This window comes from Derxia lacustris (genome assembly GCF_002105195.1).
GTDB lineage: Bacteria > Pseudomonadota > Gammaproteobacteria > Burkholderiales > Burkholderiaceae_E > Derxia > Derxia lacustris.
Window position 1 is genome coordinate 548,515 of the sequence record NZ_MUHU01000008.1, and the last position, 22,173, is coordinate 570,687.

The following is a 22,173-nucleotide window of genomic DNA, read 5'->3' on the forward strand; positions in this document are numbered from 1 at the left end:
TTACTCCAGCGGCGGAAATTGCAATTGCATGCCGGGCCGCAGATCGCGGAAATCGGCAAGATCGTTGAAACGCGCGACCTGCGGGTAATAGCCCGAGTCGCGGTAAATGCGATAGCACAGCAGCGGTAGCGTATCGCCTTCGCGCACGGTAATGCTGTGGGTCAGGTCGGGCGACGACTTGTTGGCCATGCGCGCCGCCTGCTTGGCGCTCAGAAAGCCCGAGAAAGCGAGCGACACCTTCGCGCGCAAGGGCTCGCCGGTGGGCTTGAACAGCGTGTAATCGACCGACAGGCTGGAAAGTCGGCCATAGAAACTGAAAGTGCCCCAGACGATCTGCACCCGCCAGGGCTCATGCTTGGCGCCCTTGTAGTCGTAAACCACCTGACTCAAGCGCGCAATCTGCTGGGCCACGGTCTGCTTTGCATCGCGATGCGCGGGCGGCACGGCGCCAGTGCCATCGATGACCAGATCGAATTTGAGCGTATTGGTGTCGTAGGCGCGAAATTTCGATTCGAGCCCGAGTGCGCCTTGCGGCTTGGCGCAGGAATAGCCGATGCCGCCGGTATAGCTGAGCTTGGCCGGATTGATCATGGCCGAGTAATACGGCCCGCTCTTGACCGTGACCGAGCCGTCCGATTCGATTTCGCAGGGCTGGATCTTGAGCATTTCCTTCGTGCCCGAGGCGGCCGGCATCTCAGCGCTCCCGCATCTCGCGCAGCGATTCCTGCAACATCAGCCGGCATTCGGCCAGGATTTCGCGCCGGATATCCTCGACCTTGTCGGCCGGCGGATCGCAATTGTCGGCATCGCAGCCCTGCGGCCGGGTATTGACCGTGGACCGGATCGTCATTTGCCTGATTTCGATGGTCATGGCCTGTTTCAGAGAATGAGCGTCACATTGGTATACGAGAACTCGATGCTGTCGACCGCCACCGAATTCTTGGTCGAGCCGAAAGGATCGACCGACCATTTGACCGGATAGGCATTCTCGAACGACCAGGTGCGCACCGGCGTGGCATTGGCATCGAGCAGCATCAGGTAAATGGCCTTGTAGGGCACGACCGCATTGGCGAATCCGCCCGACAGCAGCGACCAGCAATCGGCGCCAAATTTCGTATCGGCCCGCGTGATGCCACGCTTGAGCACCAGGCGCGGATGTTTGAATCCGCCCGGCAATACATGCACGAAGCGGTTCTCGCCCCCTTCGATCACGGTTTCGGTCTGCATTTCGGGGCCGATGCCCGATGCCTCCATGAAGGAGGCATCGCCCGAGGCACCGCCCCGGGACAGCGACAGCGCGAAATGAAAAGCCGGCAGTGGATAGTCGGGATCGGGAACGTCCCCGATATCGGGCATCAGCTATTCGCGATCGTCAGCCCTTCATGGGCAATCACGATCGTTTCGACGGCTACTTCATTGCCCTGCGACTTGAGATCGGTGCCGGTGATCTTGGTCGGCCAGGCATTTTTCAGCGTCCAGACCATGGTCGGCGCGCCGGCTTCATCGAGCAGACTGATCACGACCGGAATCCGCTTGATCGTGTTCATCTTGATCTGGTTGAACCAGTCCCAATAGGCGTTATCGGATTTGAACACGCCCTTCTTCATGGTGATGTCGCCGAATTTCTTCATGCCCGGCATCTTGAGCACCGAGAATTCCTTGCTGTCGCCATGCCGGTATTCGAGCGGCTGGGCTTCGATGTCGAGGCCCGAGATTTCCTGGAACTTCATGACCGTGGAGTCCCATTTCACTTCGAAATAGAACTTGGGCAGCGGCCAAATTGCCTTTGTCTGTTCTGAACCGTCGTCAGCCATGATCGATCTCCACCAAGATGTTTGCGATGTTTGAAAGTTGAGCGCGCGACCGATGTGACGATTGCCGCATCGGCGCCGGCATCATCAGGACTTCTGCATTTGCTGCTGGAAGGTGATTTCGATGAATTCGGCCGGGCGCGAAATGGCCACCAATACGGTCACGCGCATGATGCCTTCGAGAATGTCTTCGGGCGTCATCGTTTCGCCGAGGCCGACATGCACGCTGAAGGCATCGTCGGGCACGGCACCGGCCAGGCCGCCGCGCTTCCAGATGCTGGCGAGGAAATTGGAAATCATGCTCTTGATCGTGACCCAGGTATTGGCCACATTCGGCTCGAATACCATGGCCTTGGCGGCAAGGCGGCAGGATTCCTCGAGCATGATCATGGTGCGGCGCACATTCACATAGCGCCAATCGAGGCTGTTGCCATCGAGGGTGCGCGCACCCCAGACCAATACGCCTTCGCCAATGAATGAACGGATCGCATTGATCGATTTGCCTTGCGCGGTCACATTCAGATCTTCCTGCTCGTCATGCGAGATATTGACCGCCGGCGAAACCACGCCGGCCAGGCTCACATTGGCGGGCGCCTTCCACACGCCTCGGCTGCCGTCGACCATGGTGTAGACACCGGCCATGGCCGGGCTCGGCGGCAGCAGGTTGAGCTTGGAGCGGATGTCGGCCAGCACCGCGTTGTAGACATTGCTGATGGTGCGCAGCGTCTTGTCGACCAGCGCCTTTTCCACCGCGATATCGGCGGCCGAAAGCGATTTGTCGGCCGACCAATCCTTGGCGATATTGTCGATCGCCTCGATGGTCTGCTTGACGCGCGTGGTCGCATCGGCCGGCGCCGCATCGGGCAGGCCGAGTTCTTCCTTGATGCGGGCAATCAGCTCGTCCTTGTTGATGACATTGTCGTAGCTGAGATTCTTGTCCTGCACGAGGCTGGTATTGACCCACGGGTAATAGGCCGCCGCAAAGTCGAGATAGTTCTTGCCCAGATCGTTGCGGAATTGCTCGACCACATCGCCGTCGGGATCGGTGCGCGGCTTGTAGCCGCCCCACACATCCAGAATCGCAATGCGATTGCGCATCTTGCCGCCGCAATGGGCCAGCGCTTCCTGTTGCACGGCAATGCAGGCCGGCTCGGTCAGCAATACCGCATCCGGAATCACGACGATGGTCGGTTCCTGCTCCTTGACCAGTTGCAGGATGCCGGCGCGCAGCAGATCGGGATCGAGCGGCTTGGTATAATCGCCGACCGAAACGATATAGCAGGGGCCGCCACCGTTCTGGAAGAAATGCAGCATGCCGTAATACAGCAGATAGCGGCCACCGTCCGGGCCGTCGGGCTGGCTCACGAGATATTCGCTGCCATTGAGCGTGAAGGCCGAATCGGCGAGCGAGCCGTCGGCCTTCTTCTCGATATTGAAGCGCGCGGCCGGACCGGCGCCAAAGTATTGATGGAATTCAGCCAGCGAGCTGATGCGCCAGGGCTTGTTGGTCAGGCTCTTGCCGCGATTGTCGGCACGTTCCGTATGGCCGACGAAGACCGGCACGGCGGTCGCAACCTCGACCACGGAATTCGGGAAGGCGTTCTTCTCGACGATATAAACGCCTGGTGTCTTGTAGGCCATGTCGGTCTCCGTCAGCGGTTAGCAATGGATATAGATTTCCGAAAGCAGCGCCGGCATGCCGTCGCGGAGCTCGCGGTGAAAATGGGAAGCATCGGCCACCGGCAGCCGCTTCACCATGACTTTGTCGATGCCATCGACAGATTGACGCAATTCGAATCGGCAGCTTGAACGCTGCTGAATGACCAGTGGCCGGGCGGAAATGAAGCCGCTGGCCTGCTGACCGGCGCCGAGTGCTTCATTGCCGGTCGGCGTGAAATCGATCTGGCCGTCGTTGTCCACGATGCGCAATTGCTCGACCGGCCAATCGCCGACCAGCAGATATTTCCAGTAGGCAGAACGCGGCGCGAATCTCATGACGCAATCGAGCGGCAGCCGGGCCAGATCGTCAGGGCCGAGTGCAATGCTCAAGCCGATTTCGGTCGCTTCGCTGCCGGGCCGGGCCGATTGGCTGTGTTCGGCGCTGCGCTCGGAGAAATCGAGCGTGGCGTCGGAATGCAGCCGGATTCGGCCATCGGCATCGATCGCGCGGTCCCGTGCCGACAGCGACAATGTCTGCCGGCCGAGCAGGCCACCGGCGGTGTAATTGGCAAAATCGGCATCGAAGCGAATGTCGAGCCGAATCGTCAACGGTTCGGTCGCATCGCCGATCAGATCGGCGAGCACATCCTGGCGCTCGCTGTCGTAATGCAATTCGATGCCGCTGCCGATATTGCGGACGATGCCGCCAAAGGCAGCGGCAATGCGCAGAAAATCGGCTGCCGGCGCAAACCGGGCGGTGCGGCACAGCCCATCGGAAAAATATCCGTGTTCGACCGTCAGGCGCAGCAGCGGACGATAACTGGCCATTGCGCTCAATTCCCCCGCGGCACGATGCCAGAATCGGTGCCGGAAATGACCGGGACGCGGGCCGAAATCGCGGTCGAGTCGTAGGCGACCATCCGCACCCGATAAAGCGCCGACGGCAGATAACGGCCGCCGAGCACACCCCAGAGATTGCTCAGATCGTTGCTGCTGAGGCTTTCGAGATCGACGATCAGCTTGTCGAGGCGCGGATCGAGTTCGGGCGTGTTCTGCCGGTCGAATACCGATTGAATCTGCAACAGGCTGATGGCGTTGGAAAGCAGCTTCAGCGCTTCGCGGTAATTGCTGGCGCCAAAGCTTGCCGCAATCATCATGCGCAAATTCAGATAGATCGGCATCGGCCGCTGCAATGCGCGGCTGGCGCTGGAATTGCCGGGGCCGGCATGGGCCACGGTATCGCGCTCGATGTTGACGAGAAAGATCGCCAGCTTGTTGGCTACATGAATGGCGGCGCTGCCGTCGGTTTCGGTGACGGGCGCCACGACTGCAAAGTCTTCATCGACGAGAAAGCGCCGACGCAATGCCTGATTGAGATAGGCGGCAATATGGTCGAGGGCAGCGGCAATCATTGCGACCGGATTCGCTCAGGCGTTGCCAGCAGGGCCGAAAGACAGGGAGACATGATCGGTTCGGGTTGCGAGGCTTGAATTCGGGTCGCCGGACTGTGGTGGTGGCCAGAAACGATCTGGACACAAAGTCGATGCTTGCAGGATTGCGCCGGCGGCGATTGAGCAGTGCCAGCGGCGGCGCGCGGCAGATTCTATGGCGTTTGCCACAGAAATCGTGCGAGTTTCTTGAATTCAATTCGCCGCTTGATGGTACGGCCAAGTATCTCGATGCTCAGTCAAGGTTAGGAGGTGCAGAAAATCGTGAACTATTTCCTCTTTCTGGCGCGTGTCTTTGGCGAATAAGAGAATGTCAAAACGAATGTAGGTACTTGCCAATATCAAATGAAAAGCCCCCGAAACCTTTCGGTCGCGGGGGCCTGGCTTGCAGTACCGGACGGCGTCAGCCGGTATTGCGCAGACCGGCTGCCACGCCGTTGATCGACAGGTGGATGCCGCGCTGCACGCGCACATCGACCGTGCCGCTGTCCTTCTGCAGCCGGTAGCGGCGCAGCAGTTCGACCTGCAAGTGGTTGAGCGGATCGAGATAGGGGAAGCGGTATTCGATCGAGCGCGCGAGCGACGGGTTGGACGCCAGCCGGCCCGGCGTGCCGAGGATGGCGTCGAGCGCGGCATTGGTGCGCTCCCATTCGGCCTGGATCGCGGCCGAGATGCGCTTGCCCAGCCTCTTGTCCTCGACCAGATCCACATAGCGCAGTGCCACCGCGAAATCGCACTTGGCCGCGACCATTTCCATGTTGGCCAGCAGGGTGCGGAAGAACGGCCATTGCTTGTGCATCTTCTGCAGCAGCGCCAGCCTGGCCGGGCGGTCGTCGCCTTCACCCAGCACGCTTTCGATCGCCGAGCCGAAGCCGAACCAGCCCGGCAGCGCCACGCGGCACTGGCCCCAGCTGAAGCCCCAGGGAATCGCGCGCAAGTCCTCGATGGCGCGGGTGGCCTTGCGCGAGGCCGGGCGCGAGCCGATGTTGAGTTCGGCGATTTCGCGGATCGGGGTGGCGCTGAAGAAGTAGTCGGTGAAGCCCGAGGTCTCGTAAACCAGCTTGCGGTAGGCGGCCATGCTGGCGGTCGAGATGGCGTCGGCGGTTTCGAGGAAGGCCTTGGGCGCGGCCTTGCTCGGATGCAGCAGGCTGGCTTCGAGCGTGGCGGCCACCAGGGTTTCGAGATTGCGCCGGCCGACTTCGGGATGGGCGTACTTGGAGGCGATCACCTCCCCCTGCTCGGTCAGGCGGATCTGGCCGTTCACCGTGCCGGGCGGCTGGGCCAGGATCGCGTCATAGCTCGGGCCGCCGCCGCGACCTACCGTGCCGCCGCGGCCGTGAAACAGCCGCAGCACGATGCCGTGGCGGGCGCGCAATTCGTCGAACAGCTTCACCAGCGCGGTCTCGGCGCGGTAGAGCTCCCAGTTGCTGGTGAAGAAGCCGCCGTCCTTGTTGCTGTCGGAGTAGCCCAGCATGATGTCCTGCTCGGGCACGGCGCCGACGCGCGAGGCTTCGATCAGTCGGGCGATGCCGGGCAGCTCGTAGAAGGCGGCCATGATCGGCGCGGCATTGCGCAGGTCGCCGATGGTCTCGAACAGCGGCGAGACGATCAGGTCGGCCACCGCGCCGTCGTCGAGCGTGCCGCGCAGCAGGCCCACTTCCTTTTGCAGCAGCAGCACTTCGAGCAGGTCGGACACCGTTTCGGTGTGGCTGATGATGTAGTGGCGCAGCGCCTGGCGGCCGTAGGTCTTGAGGATGTCGCGCGCCGCCTCGACGATGGCCAGCTCGCTTTCGACCAGCTCGCCGTACTGGGCGCCGATCACGCGCAGGCCGCGCGCATCGTTGAGCAGCCGGAGCAGCAGCGTCTGCTTGGCGGCTTCGTCCAGGCCCGAGTAGTCGGGCTCCAGCCTGGCCACCTTGAGCAGCTCGTCGATGACCGCCTCGTGCTTGTCGCTGCTCTGGCGCAGGTCGATGGTGGCGAGATGGAAGCCGAACACCTGCACCGCGCGGATCAGCGGCCGCAGCCGCATGTTGGCGAGCGCCTCGCCCTGGTGCGCCAGCAGCGAGGTTTCGATGGTGCGCAGATCGGCGAGGAAGTCTTCGGCGTTGGCATAGGGCGTGGTGGGCACGACCACGTACTTGGCCGGTTCGCCGCCGGCCAGCGTCTTGAGCGTGGCGGCCAGCCGGGCGTAGATGCCGACGCAGCTGCGGCGATAGGGCTCGTCGCGGCGGTGCTCGGCCTTGTCGCCCGAGGCGTCGGCGAGCGCCAGCAGTTCGGGCGCGGCCGGCTTGAGCAGCGTGGTGGTGCTCAGCTCGGCGCCGAGCGCATGCACTTCGCGCAGGTAGTGGCGCAGCGCGGTGTCGCTCTGGCGGCGCAGCGCGAGCCGCAGCGTCGGCGCCAGCACGAAGGGGTTGCCATCGCGGTCGCCGCCGATCCAGCTGCCCATGCGCAGAAAGCTGCCGATGTCGTGGCCCGGCAGACGCTGCTCGAGCTCGGCGTACACGCGCGGAATCTGTTCGAGGAAGGTGAGGCCGTAATAGCTCAGCGCGTTCTCGATCTCGTCGGCCACGGTGAGCTTGGTGTAGCGCAGCATCCGCGTCTGCCAGAGCTGGGTGATGCGCTGATGCAGCTGGGTCTCGTTGCGCGCGATGTCGTAGGGCGCGCGCAGCCGGTCGCGTTCCTGCACCAGCTCGGCGATCGCATGCTCGGTATCGAGGATGGACTTGCGCTGCACCTCGGTCGGATGCGCGGTGAGCACCGGCGACAGCCAGGCGCGTTGCAGCAGGTCGGCGATGTCGGCGGCGCGCACGCCGGCGTCGGCCAGCTTCTCGAAGCTGTTGTCGAGCGTGCCGGCGCCGTGGGTGCCGTCGATGGCTTCGTTCTCGAGCCGGCGCGCGTTGTGGCGGTCTTCGGCGATGTTGGCCAGATGCGAGAAATAGCTGAACGCGCGGATGACCGATACCGCCTGGTCGCTGGCCAGGTTGTTGAGCAGGCGGGTCAGCGTCTTGCCGGCCTTGTCGTCCTTCTTGAGCCGGAAGGCGACGGCGAGCTGGCGGATGCGCTCGACCAGCTCGAAGGCGGCGGCGCCCTCCTGTTCGCGGATCACGTCGCCGAGGATGCGGCCGAGCAGGCGGATGTTGTCGATGAGGGCGGCGTCGTCGGGCGCGGCGGTGCGGCTGCGGGTCTGCGTTGCGCGGGCTGCGGGCATTGCGGTCTCGGTTGTTATCGATGGGAGGTGACGCGGCGGTGGCCGGGTCGTGGCGGCCGGGTAAGCCGTGCGCTTCGCGGCGCGGCTGCGGTTTTAGCAAGGACCAATCCAGCCGTGTGAATTTACTTGCGGCGGGCCGGTTGCGCGGCCGCTTCGGGCGCACCATGCAAGCCGAAAGACCCCGAAAAACCGCGTGCTAGCATCCGCCGCCCATGACCGACACCCCGCTTGAAACCGCCGCCGCGCCCTACGCAGGCTTCACGCCCGAACAGGTGCTCGACGCGCTCGATGCACTCGGTTTCATCACCGACGGCCGCCTGCTCGCCCTCAACAGCTACGAGAACCGCGTGTTCCAGGTCGGCCTCGACGACGCGCCGCCGGTGGTGGTCAAGGTGTACCGGCCCGGCCGCTGGAGCGATCCGGCGATCGCCGAGGAGCATGCCTTCGTCGCCGAGCTGGTCGAGCGCGAGATTCCGGTCGCCGCGCCCATGCAGCTGCTGGCGCGCGATGCCGGCGCCGTCGTCGATGCCGCCGGCACGCTCGCCACGGTGGGCGGCTTTCGCTATGCGGTGTTCCCGCGCTTTGCCGGCCGCGCGCCCGAGCTGGACCGGCCCGAGACGCTGGAATGGATGGGGCGCTTTCTGGGCCGCATCCATGCGGTCGGCAAGCTGACAGCGTTTGCAGCGCGCCCGGCCATCGATCTGGCCAGCTACGGCCATGCGCCGCGCGACTGGCTGCTGGCGCACGGCGCCATCCCCGATGAATTGCGCGAGGCCTGGACCAGCACCGTCGCCTTCGCGCTCGACCGCGTCGCCGCCTGCTACGAGCGCGCCGGTGCGGTCGCCACGCTGCGGCTGCACGGCGACTGCCATGCCGGCAATGTGCTGTGGAACGACCGTGGCGATCCGCCCGGACCCTGCTTCGTCGACTTCGACGACGCGCGCAGCGGCCCCGCCATGCAGGACCTGTGGATGCTGCTGTCCGGCGACCGCGCCGCGATGACGATGCAGCTGAGCGACGTGCTCGCCGGCTATGAAGACTTCTGCGATTTCGACCGCCGCGAGCTGCATCTGGTCGAGGCGCTGCGCACGCTGCGCCTCATCCACTACTCCGCCTGGCTGGCCCAGCGCTGGAGCGACGCCGCCTTTCCGGCGGCCTTTCCCTGGTTCGGCACAGTCAAGTACTGGCAGGACCGCATCCTCGAACTGCGCGAACAGATCGCGCTGATGGACGAGCCGCCGCTCGTCGTCTGACTCCGGAAACCCGCATGGCGCTCGGCTCCACCATCTTCAAGGCGCAGTTGCAGGTCAACGACCTCGACCGCCACTACTACGCGAGCCATGCGCTCACCATCGCGCGCCATCCGTCCGAGACCGACGAACGCATGATGGTCCGCGTGCTGGCCTTCGGCCTGCATGCCGACGAGTCGCTGGTGTTCGGCGCCGGCATGACCAGCGACGACAACGCCGACCTCTGGCATCACGACTACACCGGCCGGGTCAAGCTCTGGATCGATGTCGGCCTGCCCGAGGCGCGGCTGGTCAAGAAGGCCGCCGCGCGTTCCGACCGGGTGATGGTCTATGCCTACGGCCGCACCGCCGGCATGTGGTGGGACAAGAACCGCGCCGACCTCAACAAGCTCGACAACCTCGGCGTGGTCATCGTGTCGAGCGAAAGCAGCCAGCAGCTCGCGCGCTGCGCCGAACGCGGCATGCAGCTCGACTGCACGATCCAGGACGGCGAAGTGATGTGGACCGGCGCCGACGACGCGTTTGCGGTTGCACTCGACACGGTGAAGCGCGCCGCCTGAACAGATTGCTCAGGCGGCGCGGTCAGGCTCAGAAGCGCACGCCGCCGTACACGCCCACCTGATAGCGCGGCGCGATCGCCTTGGCGAAGTCGGACGCGCTGGCATTGGCCGGCAGGCTGTCGTGGGTCAGCGCATAGCCCGCCTCCAGCCGCACGAACGGCGACACCACCGGCAGCGGCAGCGACCAGCCCAGACCCAGGCGTGCCCAGGGGCGGGTGAAGCTCTGGTCCTCGCTGCCACCGCCGCTGCGGTCGAGCGTGACCTTCTCGCGGCGCATTTCCAGCCCGGCATTCACGTTGAGCAGCAGCTTCCAATCCACCTGCGCGCCGAGCGCCACGTACGAGAAGCTGCCGCGCGTGTAGCCGCTCGGCGGCGCGCTCACGATGTCGTCGTCGGCCTTGTCGTGCCAGGTGCCGGTGATGGCCACTTCGGTCACGGCCAGGTCGAGCAGGGTGTAGGCGCCGCGAATGGCCTTGCCGCGCGGCTTGACCATGTCGACGCTGGTCGTGCTCGAGTCCTGCGAGCGGCCGCCCTGCTGGTCGAACAGCACGCCGATTTCATGCGCGCCGGCGGGCAGGGCGGTGGCGCCAGCGATGGCAAGCGCGAGGGTGACGATCTTCTTCATGCGATTCCTGTACGGGATGAATGGGCGGCTCAGACCGAGCTGAGTCCGACGATGCTCGAACGTGCCGTGAGCGGCGCGCTCACGAGGGCGATGGGCGCCGTGGCGGTGGCGCTGGCGGCGGCATCGTTCTCGGCCGCGCGCAACACGGCCCAGGCTTCGTCGCCGGCGGGCGGGAAGCGGTTGATGAAGCGCAGCGCGGCCGGATAAGGAAACACGCTTTCGATGTGGCCCTTGCCGATGCGGTCTTTCAAGCCCTGCCAGAACTCCGCGGTGAACAGGTCGCCGTGGTGCGCAAGCAGCACATCGCGCACCTTGGGGTTGCCGAGCAGGAAGGGCTTGAACTCCTCGGGGAACACGTCGTACTTGCCGACCGTGTACCAGACCTCGCCCGACATCTCGTCCTCCTCGTTGCGCGGCGTGGGTATGCGGCGGAAGTTCATCGTCGTCATGTACTCGATCTCGTCGTAGTCGTAGAAGACGATCCGGCCCTGGCGCGACACACCGAAGTTCTTGTAGAGCATGTCGCCCGGAAAGATGTTGGCCGCCGCCAGTTCCTTGATGGCATTGCCGTACTCGATGAGCGCGCGGCTCAGCTCGGTGTCGTCGGCCTGCTGCATGTGCATGTTGAGCGGCCGCATGTAGCGCTCAATGTAGCAGTGGCGCAGCACCACGGTGTCGTCGTTGACCTGGAGCATCGACGGCGCCAGTTCCTGCAACTCGTCGAGCAGCTCCTGCGCAAAGCGCTCGCGCGGGAAGGCCACGTCGCTGTACTCCAGCGTGTCGGCCATGCGGCCGAGGCGGTCGTGCTGCTTCACGAGCTGGAACTTCTCGCGCACCAGCGCGCGCGAGGTGTCCTTGGTGCTGGCGATCTTGTCCTTGATGACCTTGAACACATAGGGGAAGGACGGCAGGCAGAACACCAGCATCACCAGCCCGCGGATGCCGGGCGCGATCTGGAACTGGTCGGTGCTGTGACGCAGATGGTCGAGGAAGTCGCGGTAGAACAGCGTCTTGCCGAACTTCTGCAGGCCGACCATCGAGTACAGCTCGGCCTTGGGCTTGTTGGGCATGATCTGGCGCAGGAAGCGCACATAGGCCGCCGGCACTTCCATCTCGACAAAGAAGTAGGACCGCGCGAACGAGAACAGCGTGAGGATGTGATCGCGTTCCAGCAGCAGCGCATCCACCGTCAGCGAATCGCGCCGCTCATGCCGGATCGCCAGCGCGAACGGCTGCTCGCGGAAGCCGTTGATGACCTTGCCGATCAGATAGCAGGCCTTGTTGCGGAAGAACGGCGAGCGCAGTACCTGCACCTGATGATTGGGCAGCGGCCGGAAGTTGTCGGGCAGCACCTCGGCCAGCGCGCGCTCGATGCAATCGAGGTCGTAGTCGAGGTTGGCGAACGGCACCGCGAAATCCAGATCGGTGATGAGTTCGCGGAACACATGGCGCAGTCCGGTGGCCGGCGATTCGCCTTCGGCGCGGAAGTCGAGCGGGTAATAGCTCTTGTAGGACGGCGGTTCGGCGTCGAGGTATTCGGTCGAGATCGTCGGCCGGACGAAGATGAAATCGTTGTGGTAGTACTCGCGCTTGACCAGCTTGCACACCACCGAGTTGAAGAAGCTCTCGGCGCATTCGGGCTGCATGTGGTCGAGCAGCAGGTCCACGTACTCGAACTTGACGCGCTGCCACACATCCTCGTCGCCCAGCGAGGACGAGAACTCGTTCTCGATGCGCTCGACCGTTTCGCTCACGCGCAGATCGTAGAAGCGGATCCGGTCGCTCGCGGCCTGTTGCACGCCATGCCAGTCGGCGCGCTCGAAGCGGTCCTTGGCCAGCGCCGAGGTCTCGCGGAACAGCCGGTAATGCTTGTTGAAACCCCACAGGATCACCTGCGAGATGGCTTGGGCAAGGCTGCGTGCTTCATTGGCCGAGCGCTTGGTGGTCTGGCTCATGTCTCCCCCTCCGATCGATCTGATGCCGCAATAAAAAAGGCGCTCCCGGTTGCCCGGAAGCGCCTTTCATCATGGCGACGCTTGAACGAACTTACTGAACCTTGGCGGCGTCGCGCAACTGCTTCTGGTAGGTCGCCAGCTTCTTCTGTTGCAGCGATTCCTGGATCTGCTTCTTGACCTGCTCGAACGGCGGGAATTGCGTCGCGCGCGTGTCTTCGAGCTTGATGACGTGATAGCCGAACTGGGTCTTCACCGGGGTTTCGGTGATCTGGCCCTTGGTCAGCTTGGTGAGCGCGTCGGCGAATTCGGGCACGTAGTTGGTGGCCGGGGCCCAGTCGAGATCGCCACCGTTGGCGGCCGAGCCCGGGTCCTTCGACTGCTTGGCCAGGTCTTCGAACTTGGCGCCGCCCTTGAGCTTGGCGATGATCGCCTTCGCGTCGTCTTCCTTCTCCACCAGGATGTGTCGCGCGTGATATTCCTGGGCGTTGCCCATGCGCTGCTTGGCGCTGTCGTACTCGGCCTGCACGTCGGCGTCGGTGATCGGATGCGACTTGATGTAGTCCTGCGCCAGCGCGCTGAACAGGATGCGCTGACGCGCGTTCTCGAGCGCGAGCTTGATTTCGGGGCGGTCGGCGATCTTCTGCTTGACGGCTTCCTGCATGAAGACTTCGCGCATCACGAGGTCTTCGCGGATCTGGCTGCGCAACTCGGGGCTGTCGGGCTGGCCCTGCTTCTTCACCTCGGCGACGATCTCGTCGACCTTGGCCGAGGGGATGGCCTTGCCGTTGACCACGGCGGCGTTTTGCGCCGCGGCGGGCGAGCACAGGGCAACGGTCATCAGCGTCGTGGCGGCGGCAGACGAGCCGACCGTCAGGAGTTGCTTCAACTTCATGAATCAGTCCTCAGGAAATGTTTGGCACGGGCGCCTGTGGCCGGCTGGCGATCGCGGTGCGATCGGTGGACGGTGCGGCGGTGCTCATGGGAGACGAGCCGTGGGCTCTTGATGGTGATTTAAGCGAACTTTGATCGGCGGACGGCTGATTGCTTCAAGCCTCTGACGGGCTCTTGGCGTCGATGGCCAGTGCGTGGATGCGGGTCTGCATCAGCGAGCCGAGGGCATCATACACAAGGCGATGACGGGCCACGGAGCGCTTGCCGGCGAACTCGTCGGCCACGATGACGACTGTGTAATGACCGCCGCCGCCAGCCGACTGGTGGCCTGCATGCTCATGCGAGTCGTCCTCGATGCGCAGTGCGTGCACCGTGAATTTTTCGCGCAGCGCACTGGCGATGAGGTCGGGCGTGGCGGCATCGGACATGTCAGTTCTCTCCCTGGGGCAGATGGCGGCCGAGCCAGAGCGCCTGGCCGACCACGAAGACGAGCATCAGCCCCATCGAGCCGAACATCTTGAAATTGACCCAGGTTTCGAGCGGGAAGCTGAAGGCGACGGCCAGATTGATGCAGCCCATGGCCACGAAGAAGCCGATCCAGGCCATCAGCAGGCGCAGCCAGACGACATCGGGCAGGCTGATCTCGGCGCCCATCATCTTGCGGATGAAGTTGTTGCCGAAGCCGAACTGCGCCACTGCCAGCCCGCCGGCCGAGGCCCAGTACAGCACCGTCGGCTTCCACTTGATGAACACGTCGTTGTGAAACCAGAGCGTCGCGCCGCCGAACACCACGACGATGCCGAGGCTGATCCAGAGCATCGGCTCGATGCGCTTGCGCCGCAGCAGCAGCCAGACGACTTGCAGCGCGGTGCCGGCGATGGTGGCGACCGTGGCCCACATCACCGGCGCTTCCTTCGGGCCGATCTCGCCGCCGGCGGCCAGCGCGCCAAACCAGTGCGTGGCCAGTTCGGCGGCCGCGGCAGGGTCCATCTCGGCGAGCTTGAAGGCCGCGAAGAACAGGGCGACGGGGAAGAGATCGAACAGCAGCTTCATGCGGGGTCCGGGCGGGTCAGCGATGGCGCGCGATTGTAGCGACGCAAGGTTTCAGATCGGCTCGAAGGTGAGCGAGGCCGAGTTGATGCAATAGCGCAGGCCGGTCGGCGGCGGGCCGTCGGGGAAGACATGGCCCAGATGCGCATCGCAGACCTTGCAGATGACTTCGGTGCGGATCATGCCGTGGCTGGTGTCGCGCTTCTCCTCGACATTGTCGGGATCGAGCGCGCGGAAATAGCTGGGCCAGCCGCAGCCCGAGTCGAACTTCGTGTCCGACTCGAACAGCGCGGTGCCGCAGCACACGCAGCGGTAGATGCCGTGCTCGTGGTGATCCCAGAACTTGCCGGTGAAGGCCTGCTCGGTGTAGGCCTTGCGGGTGACGAGGTATTGCATCTCGTCGAGGCGGGCGCGCCATTGTTCGGGCGTCTTGACCACTTTCTTGGGGGTGTCGCTCATGCTTCGTCTCCTTGCTGCGGCGGGTCGGGTTTCGCGTTGGGCGGCAGGCGCGGCGGCAGGTTCCGCGCCCGGGCGGATCAGCTGGAGCAGCTCACTTCGAGACCGCTGGCCCAGTCGGGCGGCAGGGCGGCGTAATGGGCGTTCTCGGGCTGCTCGTCGAAGGGGCGGCGCAGGCAGCGCAGCACCCGGCTGATCTCGGAGAAATCGCCTTCGCGGGCGGCGCGGATGGCGCCCTCGGCGATCCAGTTGCGCAGCACGAAGCGCGGATTGGCGGCGTTCATCGCGGCCTGGCGCTCGGCGTCGGGCCGGGCCGGCTCCAGCGCGAGGCGGGCGCGCCATTGCGCGAGCCAGGCGTCGCAGGCGGCGCGGTCGATGAAGTGGTCGCGTAGCGGTGCGTCGGCGGCGATGCGGTCGGCTTCGCTCACCGCCGCCGGCAGCTGGCCGAGCGTGCGGAAGGTGAGCGTGAAGTCGGGATGGTTCTCCTGCATCAGCTTGAACAGGCTGCCGATGAGCTGGTCGTCGCTGGCATGCGCCTGCGCGAGGCCGAGCTTGCCGCGCATGAGCGCAAAGAAGCTGTCGTTGTAGCCCGGGCCGAAGCCGTCCTCGATCGCCTTGCGCGTGGCATCCACATCGCCGATGAGCGGGTAGAGCGCATTGCCGAGCCGGTACAGGTTCCAGTGCGCCACATGCGGCTGGGCCCGGTAGGCGTAGCGGCCATCGCTGTCGGAGTGGTTGCAGATGTGCTCGGCGTCGAAGGCTTCCATGAAGCCGAACGGGCCGTAGTCGAGCGTGAGCCCGAGGATGGACATGTTGTCGGTGTTCATCACGCCGTGCATGAAGCCGACCGACTGCCAGTGCGCAATCATCCGGCCGGTGCGCAGCGCCACTTCCTTGAGCAGCGCGGCATAGGGCTGGGGCTCTTCGCGCAGCTGCGGGTACTGGGTGGCGATGACGAAGTCGGCCAGCGTGCGCAACTCGTCGATGCGCTTTTGCGAGGCCCAGTGCTCGAACGAGCCGAAGCGCACGAAGCTCGGCGCGAGCCGGGTGACGACGGCGGCGGTCTCGACCGTCTCGCGTGCGACCGGCTGCGGCGAGCCGGTGATGCACAGCGCGCGCGTGGTCGGCACGCCGAGCGCGGCCATGGCTTCCGAGCACAAAAATTCGCGGATCGACGAGCGCAGCACCGCGCGGCCGTCGGCGAAGCGCGAATAGGGCGTGGGGCCGCCGCCCTTGATCTGCACTTCCCAGTGGCCGGTCGAGGCTTCGATCTCGGCCAGCAGATGCGCCCGGCCGTCGCCGAGCTGGCCGGCCCACACGCCGAACTGGTGGCCGGAATACACCGCCGCCAGCGCCTGGGTGCCGCCGAGCATGCGGTTGCCGGCAAAGATCTCGACCAGCTCATGGCGGTCGAATTCGGCGGGGTCGAGGTCGAGCAGGGCGCAGCTTTCGCGGCTGACCGCCACCAGATGCGGCTGGGGCAGCGGCACCGGATCGACCTCGGCATAGAAATCGCCGGGCAGATGGCGGGCAAAACGGTTGGCGAGCGTGATCCCTTTGGGCCAGACCGCGCCAGCGTCCGGCTCAGAGCTTCGTGCGTTCATGACGGCTCCTGTTGTGTGAGGGGAGGAGCGGGCCGCGCGCACGGCCCGCCGGCCGCCATCAAAACACAAGCGAGGTCGGTGCTCCGGCGTCGGGAACGTGCAGCGCTGCCAGCATGCGGGTTTCCAGCTCCAGCTGGCGCTTGGCGTCGGACAGGCCGGTGCCGCTCACGACGAAGCTGTCCTCGACCCGGTCGCCGAGCGTCATGATCTTGGCCGAGTGGACGCTGACGCGGAACTCGGCCAGCACCCGCGCGATGGCATAGAGCAGGCCCGAGCGGTCGGCCGCCGACATGGTCAGGAAGTAGAACTTGGCGCGTTCGTCGGGTTGCAGGTCGATCGTCGGCTCGATCGGGAAGTTGCGGATCTCGCGGCCGATGCGGCCCCGGCTTGGCGGATGCAGCGCGGCGCGGGTGTCGATGCGCTCGGCCAGCTCGGTCTCGACCAGCGACACCAGCGAGCGGTAGTCGGTGCGCCCGGGTACCGAGCCCGACTCGACCACGATGAAGGTGTCGAGCGCATAGCCGTTGCGCGTGGTGTGCACGCGCGCGTCGAGAATCGAGAAGCGCTTGCTGTCGAAATAGCCGCAGACGCGCGCGAACAGGTCGGGCTCGTCGCGCGTGTACACCGCCACCTCCAGCCCGTCGCCGATGTGCGCAAGCCGCGCCTTGACCACGGCGGTCGCGGCATCGACGCGGTAGTGCAGCGAGCGCGTCAGCCAGGCGATGGTCTGAGCGTCGTGGCGCAGGAAGAAGCCGACATCGAGCTGGCTCCAGAGCGCCTCGTGCGCGGTCTCGGAGAAGGCGTAGAGGCGCAGGATGCGCAGCGCCTCGGCGCGGCGTTCTTCGAGCGCCGAGCGGCGGTCGGGCGCCGGCGCATTGGTGGCCAGCAGCCGGTCGGTCGCGTTGTAGAGGTCCTCGAGCAGCTTGGCCTTCCAGGCGTTCCACACCTTGGGCGAGGTGCCGCGGATGTCGGCCACGGTGAGCAGATAGAGCGCCGCAAGCCGGCGCCGGTCGCCGACCATCTCGGCAAAGCCGCGGATCACGTCGGGATCGCTCAGGTCGCGCTTCTGCGCCACGTTGCTCATGGTCAGGTGCTGCTCGACCAGGAACACCACCAGCTCGGTGTCGTCATGCGACAGCTCATGGCCCTTGCAGAAGCGCCGCGCATCGACCATGCCGAGCTTGGAATGGTCGCCGCCGCGTCCCTTGGCGATGTCGTGGAACAGCGCCGCCACGTAAAGCAGCCAGTGGCGCTCGAAATTGGCGATCAGCCGCGAGCACAGCGGGTACTCGTGGGCATGCTCGGCCATCGTGAAGCGGCGCAGGTTGCGCAGCACATTCATGATGTGCTGGTCCACGGTGTAGGCGTGGAACAGGTCGTGCTGCATCTGGCCGATGATCCGGCGGAAGGCCGGCAGATAGCGGCCGAGCACGCTGGTCTGGTTGAGCCGGCGCAGCTCGTGGACGATGCCGCGCGGCGATTGCAGCAGCGCCAGGAAGTTGGCGCGGTTGCGCGGATCGGCGCGGAAATCGGCATCGATGCGGCCGCGCGCATGCCACAGCGCACGCAGCAGCCGCGCCGACATGCCCTTCAGCTCGGGCTGGCGCTGCATCACCAGGAAGGCTTCGAGGATGGCGCCCGGATCGCGCTCGAACACCTCGTTGTCGTCGATGTCGAGCAGGCCGTTGCTCTCGCGGAAGCGCTCGTCGATGGGCCGCGCCGGCAGCCGCGTGCGGTCGAAGATCAGGTCGCCGATGTTCTGCAGCACGATGGTGTTGAGCTGCACCACGGCCTTGGCGGCCCAGTAGTAGCGCTGCATCAGCACTTCGGAGGCGCGCCGCGGGCCCTGGGCCGAGAAACCCATGTCGGCCGCCAGCGACTCTTGCAGGTCGAACAGCAGCCGGTCCTCGGTGCGCCCGGCCAGCAGATGCAGATGCACGCGGATGGTCTTGATGAAGCGCTCGTTGCGCGCGATCGCGACCGCCTCGGCATGGGTGATGAGCTCGCGTTCGGCCAGCTCGCGCCAGCTTTCGCCCAAGCCCGCCGCGCGCGCGATCCACAGAATGATCTGGGTGTCGCGCAGCCCGCCCTGGCTCTCCTTGCAATTGGGCTCCAGGCTGTAGGGCGTCTCGTCATGCTTGATGTGGCGCTGCCGCATCTCGAGCAGCTTGGCCTGCACGAACTTGCGGATGTCGAGCGCCGCCGCGAGCCGCTCGCGCAGCTGGGTGTAGAGCGCGCGGCTGCCGGCCAGCCGGCGCGCCTCGACCAGCGCGGTCTGGATGGTGATGTCGCGCGCCGCCTCGTCGACGCATTCGTCGAGGGTGCGCACGCTGTGGCCGACGGTCAGACCCAGATCCCAGCAGGCGCCGATGAAACGCTCGACGCGCTCATGCGCGGTGGCATCGAGCGGCTGACCGAGCAGCACCAGGATGTCGACATCGGAGCGCGGAAACAGCTCGCCACGGCCGTAGCCGCCGACCGCCACGATCACGCAGTCGGCCGGCAGGCGGGCGTTGTCGCGCAGCGCCACGATGGCGGCATCGACCGAGGCGCGCAGGCGGTTGAGCAGTTCGGGCGTGCCGTGGTCGCGGCGGAAGTGTTCGATGGCGGCGGCGCGTTCGGCATGCAGCCGTTCGCGCACCGCGCGCGTGGCGTCGACGGAGCTTGCCGTCTTGGCGTCGTCAGGCACCGGCAGCCTGCGTCTGGACACCGCGCACCCACGACGGGATGGCCGGCGAGGCATCGGACAGCGTGAGCACCTCGTAGCCGGTTTCGGTCACCACCAGCGTGTGCTCCCACTGCGCCGACAGGCTGTGGTCCTTGGTGACGATGGTCCAGCCATCGGCCAGTTCGCGGATTTCGCGCCGGCCGGCGTTCACCATCGGCTCGATGGTGAAGATCATGCCCGGCAGCAGCTTGTCGAGCGTGCCCGGACGACCGTAGTGCAGCACCTGCGGCTCCTCGTGAAAGCGGCGGCCGATGCCATGCCCGCAGAACTCGCGCACGATGCTGAAACCGTGCTTCTCGGCATGGGTCTGGCAGGCATGACCGATGTCGCCGAGCGAGCCGCCCGGACGCACCGCGTCGATGCCCTTCCACATGCATTCGTAGGTCACCTCGCACAGCCGCCGCGCCGCCGTCGAGGCGTCGCCGACGATGAACATCCGGCTGGTGTCGCCGAAATAGCCGTCCTTGATGACGGTGATGTCGAGATTGACGATGTCGCCCGACTTGAGCACCCGCTCGCCCGGAATGCCGTGGCACACCTGATGATTGACCGAGGTGCAGATCGACTTGGGATAGGGCGTGTAGCCCGGCGGCGCGTAGTTGAGCGGCGCCGGAATCGTGCCCTGCACATTCACCATGTAGTCGTGGCACAGCCGGTCGAGCTCGCCGGTGGTCACGCCAGGCACGACATGCGGATCGATGAAGTCGAGCACTTCGGCCGCGAGCCGGCATGCGACCCGCATCGCGGCGATGTCTTCGGGGGTCTTGATCTGTATTGCCATTGAAGATTCCTGGCTGACGGGCTCCGGCATGGCGCCTCATGCATCCGTCGTGCGAATTGGGTTATGATTATAGGCTTCACAGAAATCGCGATTGCCCAATTGGGCCTTGCGCATTTCCGGAATGTAAGCGGGTCGGATGGGCGGCGAGGCGCAATACAGCGCCGGTTTCCCGGGTATTCGCGGGCATTTCGGCGGGGTCATCGGCCCTGATGTGATTTCGCCGTTTCATGCTCCGTGCATGTTCGGCGGACCGCAGGCCGCGTGGAGTCCGTTTCGACGGATGAGTGCGGCGGCCTGCAGATATCACGCGGATCCAGTGCGCGTCGCCTCATGCGGCGTTGCACTCCGAAGGTGGCGGCAAACATGTGCCGCCCGACTGGTCCGCGTATGACCAAACCTTCTCGGAGCATTTCAAATGCCGGCAACGATGCGTCAGATGCTGGAAGCGGGCGTCCATTTCGGACACCAGACCCGCTTCTGGAACCCCAAGATGGCCCCCTTCATTTACGGCCATCGCAACAAGATTCACATCATCAACCTCGAAAAGACGGTTGTGCAGATGGCCGAGGCGACCAAGTACGCCAAGACCCTCGCTGCCAACCGCGGCACGATTCTTTTCGTGGGCACCAAGCGCCAGTCGCGCGAAATCCTGGCGGCCGAAGCCACCCGCGCCGGCATGCCTTATGTCGACAGCCGCTGGCTCGGCGGCATGCTCACCAACTTCAAGACCGTCAAGGGCTCGATCAAGCGCCTGAAGGATCTGGAGACGCTGGTGGAAGAAGGCGGCCTGGAACGCCTGAGCAAGAAGGAAGCGCTGACCATCGAGCGCGAAGTCGAGAAGCTGCAAAAGTCCATCGGCGGCATCAAGGACATGGGCGGCGTGCCCGATGCGCTGTTCATCATCGACGTCGGCTATCACAAGATCGCCGTCACCGAAGCGAACAAGCTCGGCATCCCGGTCATTGCTATCGTCGACACGAACCACTCGCCGGAAGGCATCGACTACGTGATCCCGGGCAATGACGACTCGGGCCGCGCGATCGAGATCTATGCGACCAGCATCGCGGACGCCATCCTCGAAGGCCGCAACAGCGCGCTGACCGAGGTTGTCGAGGCCGTGCGTGCGCCGGCTGCCGAAGGCGAGTTCGTCGAGGTCGCCAACTGATCACGGTTCTCTGCCGAACCGGAGAAGGGGGCTTGCGAGCCCCTTTTTTGTGAATCGAATCTGAGGAGCACACACATGGCTGCAATCACCGCAGGTATGGTCAAGGAACTGCGCGAGAAGACCGACGCGCCGATGATGGAATGCAAGAAGGCGCTGGCGGAATCCGACGGCGACATGGCCAAGGCCGAGGAACTGCTGCGCGTCAAGCTCGGCAACAAGGCGAGCAAGGCCGCCGGTCGCGTGACCGCTGAAGGCGTGGTGGCTGCCTTCATCTCGGCCGACCAGAAGACTGGCGCGCTGATCGAAGTGAACTGCGAGACCGATTTCGTCGCGAAGAACGACGACTTCCTGGCGTTCTCGCGCGAGCTGGCCCAGCTGGCCGCCGAAAAGAATCCGGCCGACGTCGCAGCCCTGTCGGCGCTCGAAGTCGATGGCGCGACCATCGATGCCAAGCGCCTCGCGCTGGTCGGCAAGATCGGCGAGAACCTGTCGATCCGCCGCTTCGTGCGCTTCGAAACCGCCAACAAGCTGGCCTCCTACCTGCACGGCACCCGCATCGGCGTGCTGGTCGAGTTCTCGGGCGAGGACGATCAGGTCGGCAAGGACGTGGCGATGCATGTGGCCGCGAGCAAGCCGGTGTGCGTGTCGCGCGACCAGGTGCCGGCCGACAAGATCGAAGCCGAGCGCAGCATCTTTTCGCAGCAGGCTGCCGAGTCGGGCAAGCCGGCCGAAATCGTCGCCAAGATGGTCGAAGGCCGCATCAACAAGTTCCTGTCGGAAGTGGCACTGCTGGGTCAGCCCTTCGTCAAGAATCCCGACGAGACCGTCGAGAAGATGCTGAAGTCGAAGGGTGCTTCGGTGGCAGCGTTCGCTCTCTACGTGGTCGGCGAAGGCATCGAGAAGAAGACCGACGATTTCGCGGCCGAGGTCGCGAAGATGGCCGCCGGCGCGCAATAAACCGCTACATTCGGTCGTCTTTAGC

General features: G+C 65.0%; 21 protein-coding genes. 4 read left to right on the forward strand and 17 right to left on the reverse strand.

Annotation, left to right across the window (positions count from 1 at the left end; all coding sequences use genetic code 11):
* From B9P64_RS09015 to ppc, 8 genes are all read right to left on the reverse strand, one after another.
* Positions 1-693, reverse strand: a complete 693-nt coding sequence (locus tag B9P64_RS09015) for a CIS tube protein (RefSeq protein ID WP_085315873.1) — start codon at positions 691-693, stop codon at positions 1-3.
* Between the two features lies 1 nt (position 694).
* Positions 695-871 (reverse strand): DUF5908 family protein, encoded by a 177-nt coding sequence (locus B9P64_RS25645; RefSeq protein ID WP_176256777.1) that lies wholly within the window; start codon positions 869-871, stop codon positions 695-697.
* 8 nt (positions 872-879) lie between these two features.
* Entirely contained in the window at positions 880-1,356 is a 477-nt protein-coding gene (locus tag B9P64_RS09020) for a phage tail protein (RefSeq protein WP_085315874.1), read from the reverse strand.
* Entirely contained in the window at positions 1,356-1,814 is a 459-nt protein-coding gene (locus B9P64_RS09025; RefSeq protein ID WP_085315875.1) for a phage tail protein, read from the reverse strand. Before B9P64_RS09025 ends, B9P64_RS09020 begins: the two co-directional genes overlap by 1 nt.
* Positions 1,815-1,898: 84 nt before the next feature.
* A complete protein-coding gene (locus tag B9P64_RS09030) occupies positions 1,899-3,452 on the reverse strand; it encodes a phage tail sheath family protein (protein ID WP_085315876.1) in 1,554 nt (517 codons plus the stop codon).
* Between the two features lie 18 nt (positions 3,453-3,470).
* Positions 3,471-4,298 carry a hypothetical protein gene (locus B9P64_RS09035; protein WP_085315877.1) on the reverse strand — a complete coding sequence of 276 codons (828 nt, stop codon included), beginning with the start codon at positions 4,296-4,298 and terminating at the stop codon, positions 3,471-3,473.
* 5 nt (positions 4,299-4,303) lie between these two features.
* Complete coding sequence (locus B9P64_RS09040; protein ID WP_085315878.1) at positions 4,304-4,882, reverse strand: DUF4255 domain-containing protein; 579 nt, start codon at positions 4,880-4,882, stop codon at positions 4,304-4,306.
* A 439-nt stretch (positions 4,883-5,321) separates the two neighbouring features.
* Positions 5,322-8,126, reverse strand: a complete 2,805-nt coding sequence (ppc, locus tag B9P64_RS09045; RefSeq protein ID WP_085315879.1) for a phosphoenolpyruvate carboxylase — start codon at positions 8,124-8,126, stop codon at positions 5,322-5,324.
* Positions 8,127-8,338: 212 nt separating this feature from the next.
* Here ppc and B9P64_RS09050 point away from each other — a divergent pair, with 212 nt between their 5' ends.
* A complete protein-coding gene (locus tag B9P64_RS09050; RefSeq protein WP_085315880.1) occupies positions 8,339-9,379 on the forward strand; it encodes a serine/threonine protein kinase in 1,041 nt (346 codons plus the stop codon).
* A gap of 14 nt (positions 9,380-9,393) precedes the next feature.
* Positions 9,394-9,936, forward strand: a complete 543-nt coding sequence (locus B9P64_RS09055; RefSeq protein ID WP_085315881.1) for a YaeQ family protein — start codon at positions 9,394-9,396, stop codon at positions 9,934-9,936.
* Between the two features lie 28 nt (positions 9,937-9,964).
* Here the strand turns inward: B9P64_RS09055 and B9P64_RS09060 are convergent, their stop codons facing one another.
* The 9 genes from B9P64_RS09060 to map all read right to left on the reverse strand — a co-directional run bounded on the left by B9P64_RS09060 (position 9,965) and on the right by map (position 20,026).
* Positions 9,965-10,561 carry a hypothetical protein gene (locus B9P64_RS09060; RefSeq protein WP_085315882.1) on the reverse strand — a complete coding sequence of 199 codons (597 nt, stop codon included), beginning with the start codon at positions 10,559-10,561 and terminating at the stop codon, positions 9,965-9,967.
* A 29-nt stretch (positions 10,562-10,590) separates the two neighbouring features.
* Positions 10,591-12,516, reverse strand: coding sequence for a bifunctional isocitrate dehydrogenase kinase/phosphatase (gene aceK / locus B9P64_RS09065; RefSeq protein ID WP_085315883.1), 1,926 nt, complete (start codon positions 12,514-12,516; stop codon positions 10,591-10,593).
* A gap of 91 nt (positions 12,517-12,607) precedes the next feature.
* Positions 12,608-13,408 carry a peptidylprolyl isomerase gene (locus B9P64_RS09070; protein ID WP_085315884.1) on the reverse strand — a complete coding sequence of 267 codons (801 nt, stop codon included), beginning with the start codon at positions 13,406-13,408 and terminating at the stop codon, positions 12,608-12,610.
* A 154-nt stretch (positions 13,409-13,562) separates the two neighbouring features.
* Positions 13,563-13,835, reverse strand: a complete 273-nt coding sequence (locus tag B9P64_RS09075; RefSeq protein ID WP_085315885.1) for a BolA family protein — start codon at positions 13,833-13,835, stop codon at positions 13,563-13,565.
* Between the two features lies 1 nt (position 13,836).
* Entirely contained in the window at positions 13,837-14,460 is a 624-nt protein-coding gene (locus B9P64_RS09080; RefSeq protein ID WP_085315886.1) for a septation protein A, read from the reverse strand.
* Between the two features lie 51 nt (positions 14,461-14,511).
* Positions 14,512-14,916, reverse strand: coding sequence for a peptide-methionine (R)-S-oxide reductase MsrB (gene msrB / locus B9P64_RS09085; RefSeq protein WP_085315887.1), 405 nt, complete (start codon positions 14,914-14,916; stop codon positions 14,512-14,514).
* 77 nt (positions 14,917-14,993) lie between these two features.
* The gene (locus tag B9P64_RS09090; RefSeq protein WP_085315888.1) at positions 14,994-16,517 is read right to left on the reverse strand and encodes a protein adenylyltransferase SelO; all 1,524 of its coding nucleotides are present in this window, start codon (positions 16,515-16,517) and stop codon (positions 14,994-14,996) included.
* Positions 16,518-16,575: 58 nt separating this feature from the next.
* Positions 16,576-19,260, reverse strand: coding sequence for a [protein-PII] uridylyltransferase (locus tag B9P64_RS09095; RefSeq protein ID WP_085315889.1), 2,685 nt, complete (start codon positions 19,258-19,260; stop codon positions 16,576-16,578).
* Entirely contained in the window at positions 19,199-20,026 is an 828-nt protein-coding gene (map, locus tag B9P64_RS09100) for a type I methionyl aminopeptidase (RefSeq protein WP_085315890.1), read from the reverse strand. Before map ends, B9P64_RS09095 begins: the two co-directional genes overlap by 62 nt.
* Before the next feature lie 415 nt (positions 20,027-20,441).
* Here map and rpsB point away from each other — a divergent pair, with 415 nt between their 5' ends.
* Positions 20,442-21,191: a 30S ribosomal protein S2 gene (gene rpsB / locus B9P64_RS09105; RefSeq protein ID WP_085315891.1), complete on the forward strand. Its 750-nt coding sequence runs from the start codon at positions 20,442-20,444 to the stop codon at positions 21,189-21,191.
* 75 nt (positions 21,192-21,266) lie between these two features.
* Positions 21,267-22,148 (forward strand): translation elongation factor Ts, encoded by an 882-nt coding sequence (gene tsf / locus B9P64_RS09110; RefSeq protein ID WP_085315892.1) that lies wholly within the window; start codon positions 21,267-21,269, stop codon positions 22,146-22,148.
* The last annotated feature ends 25 nt before the right edge of the window (positions 22,149-22,173 follow it).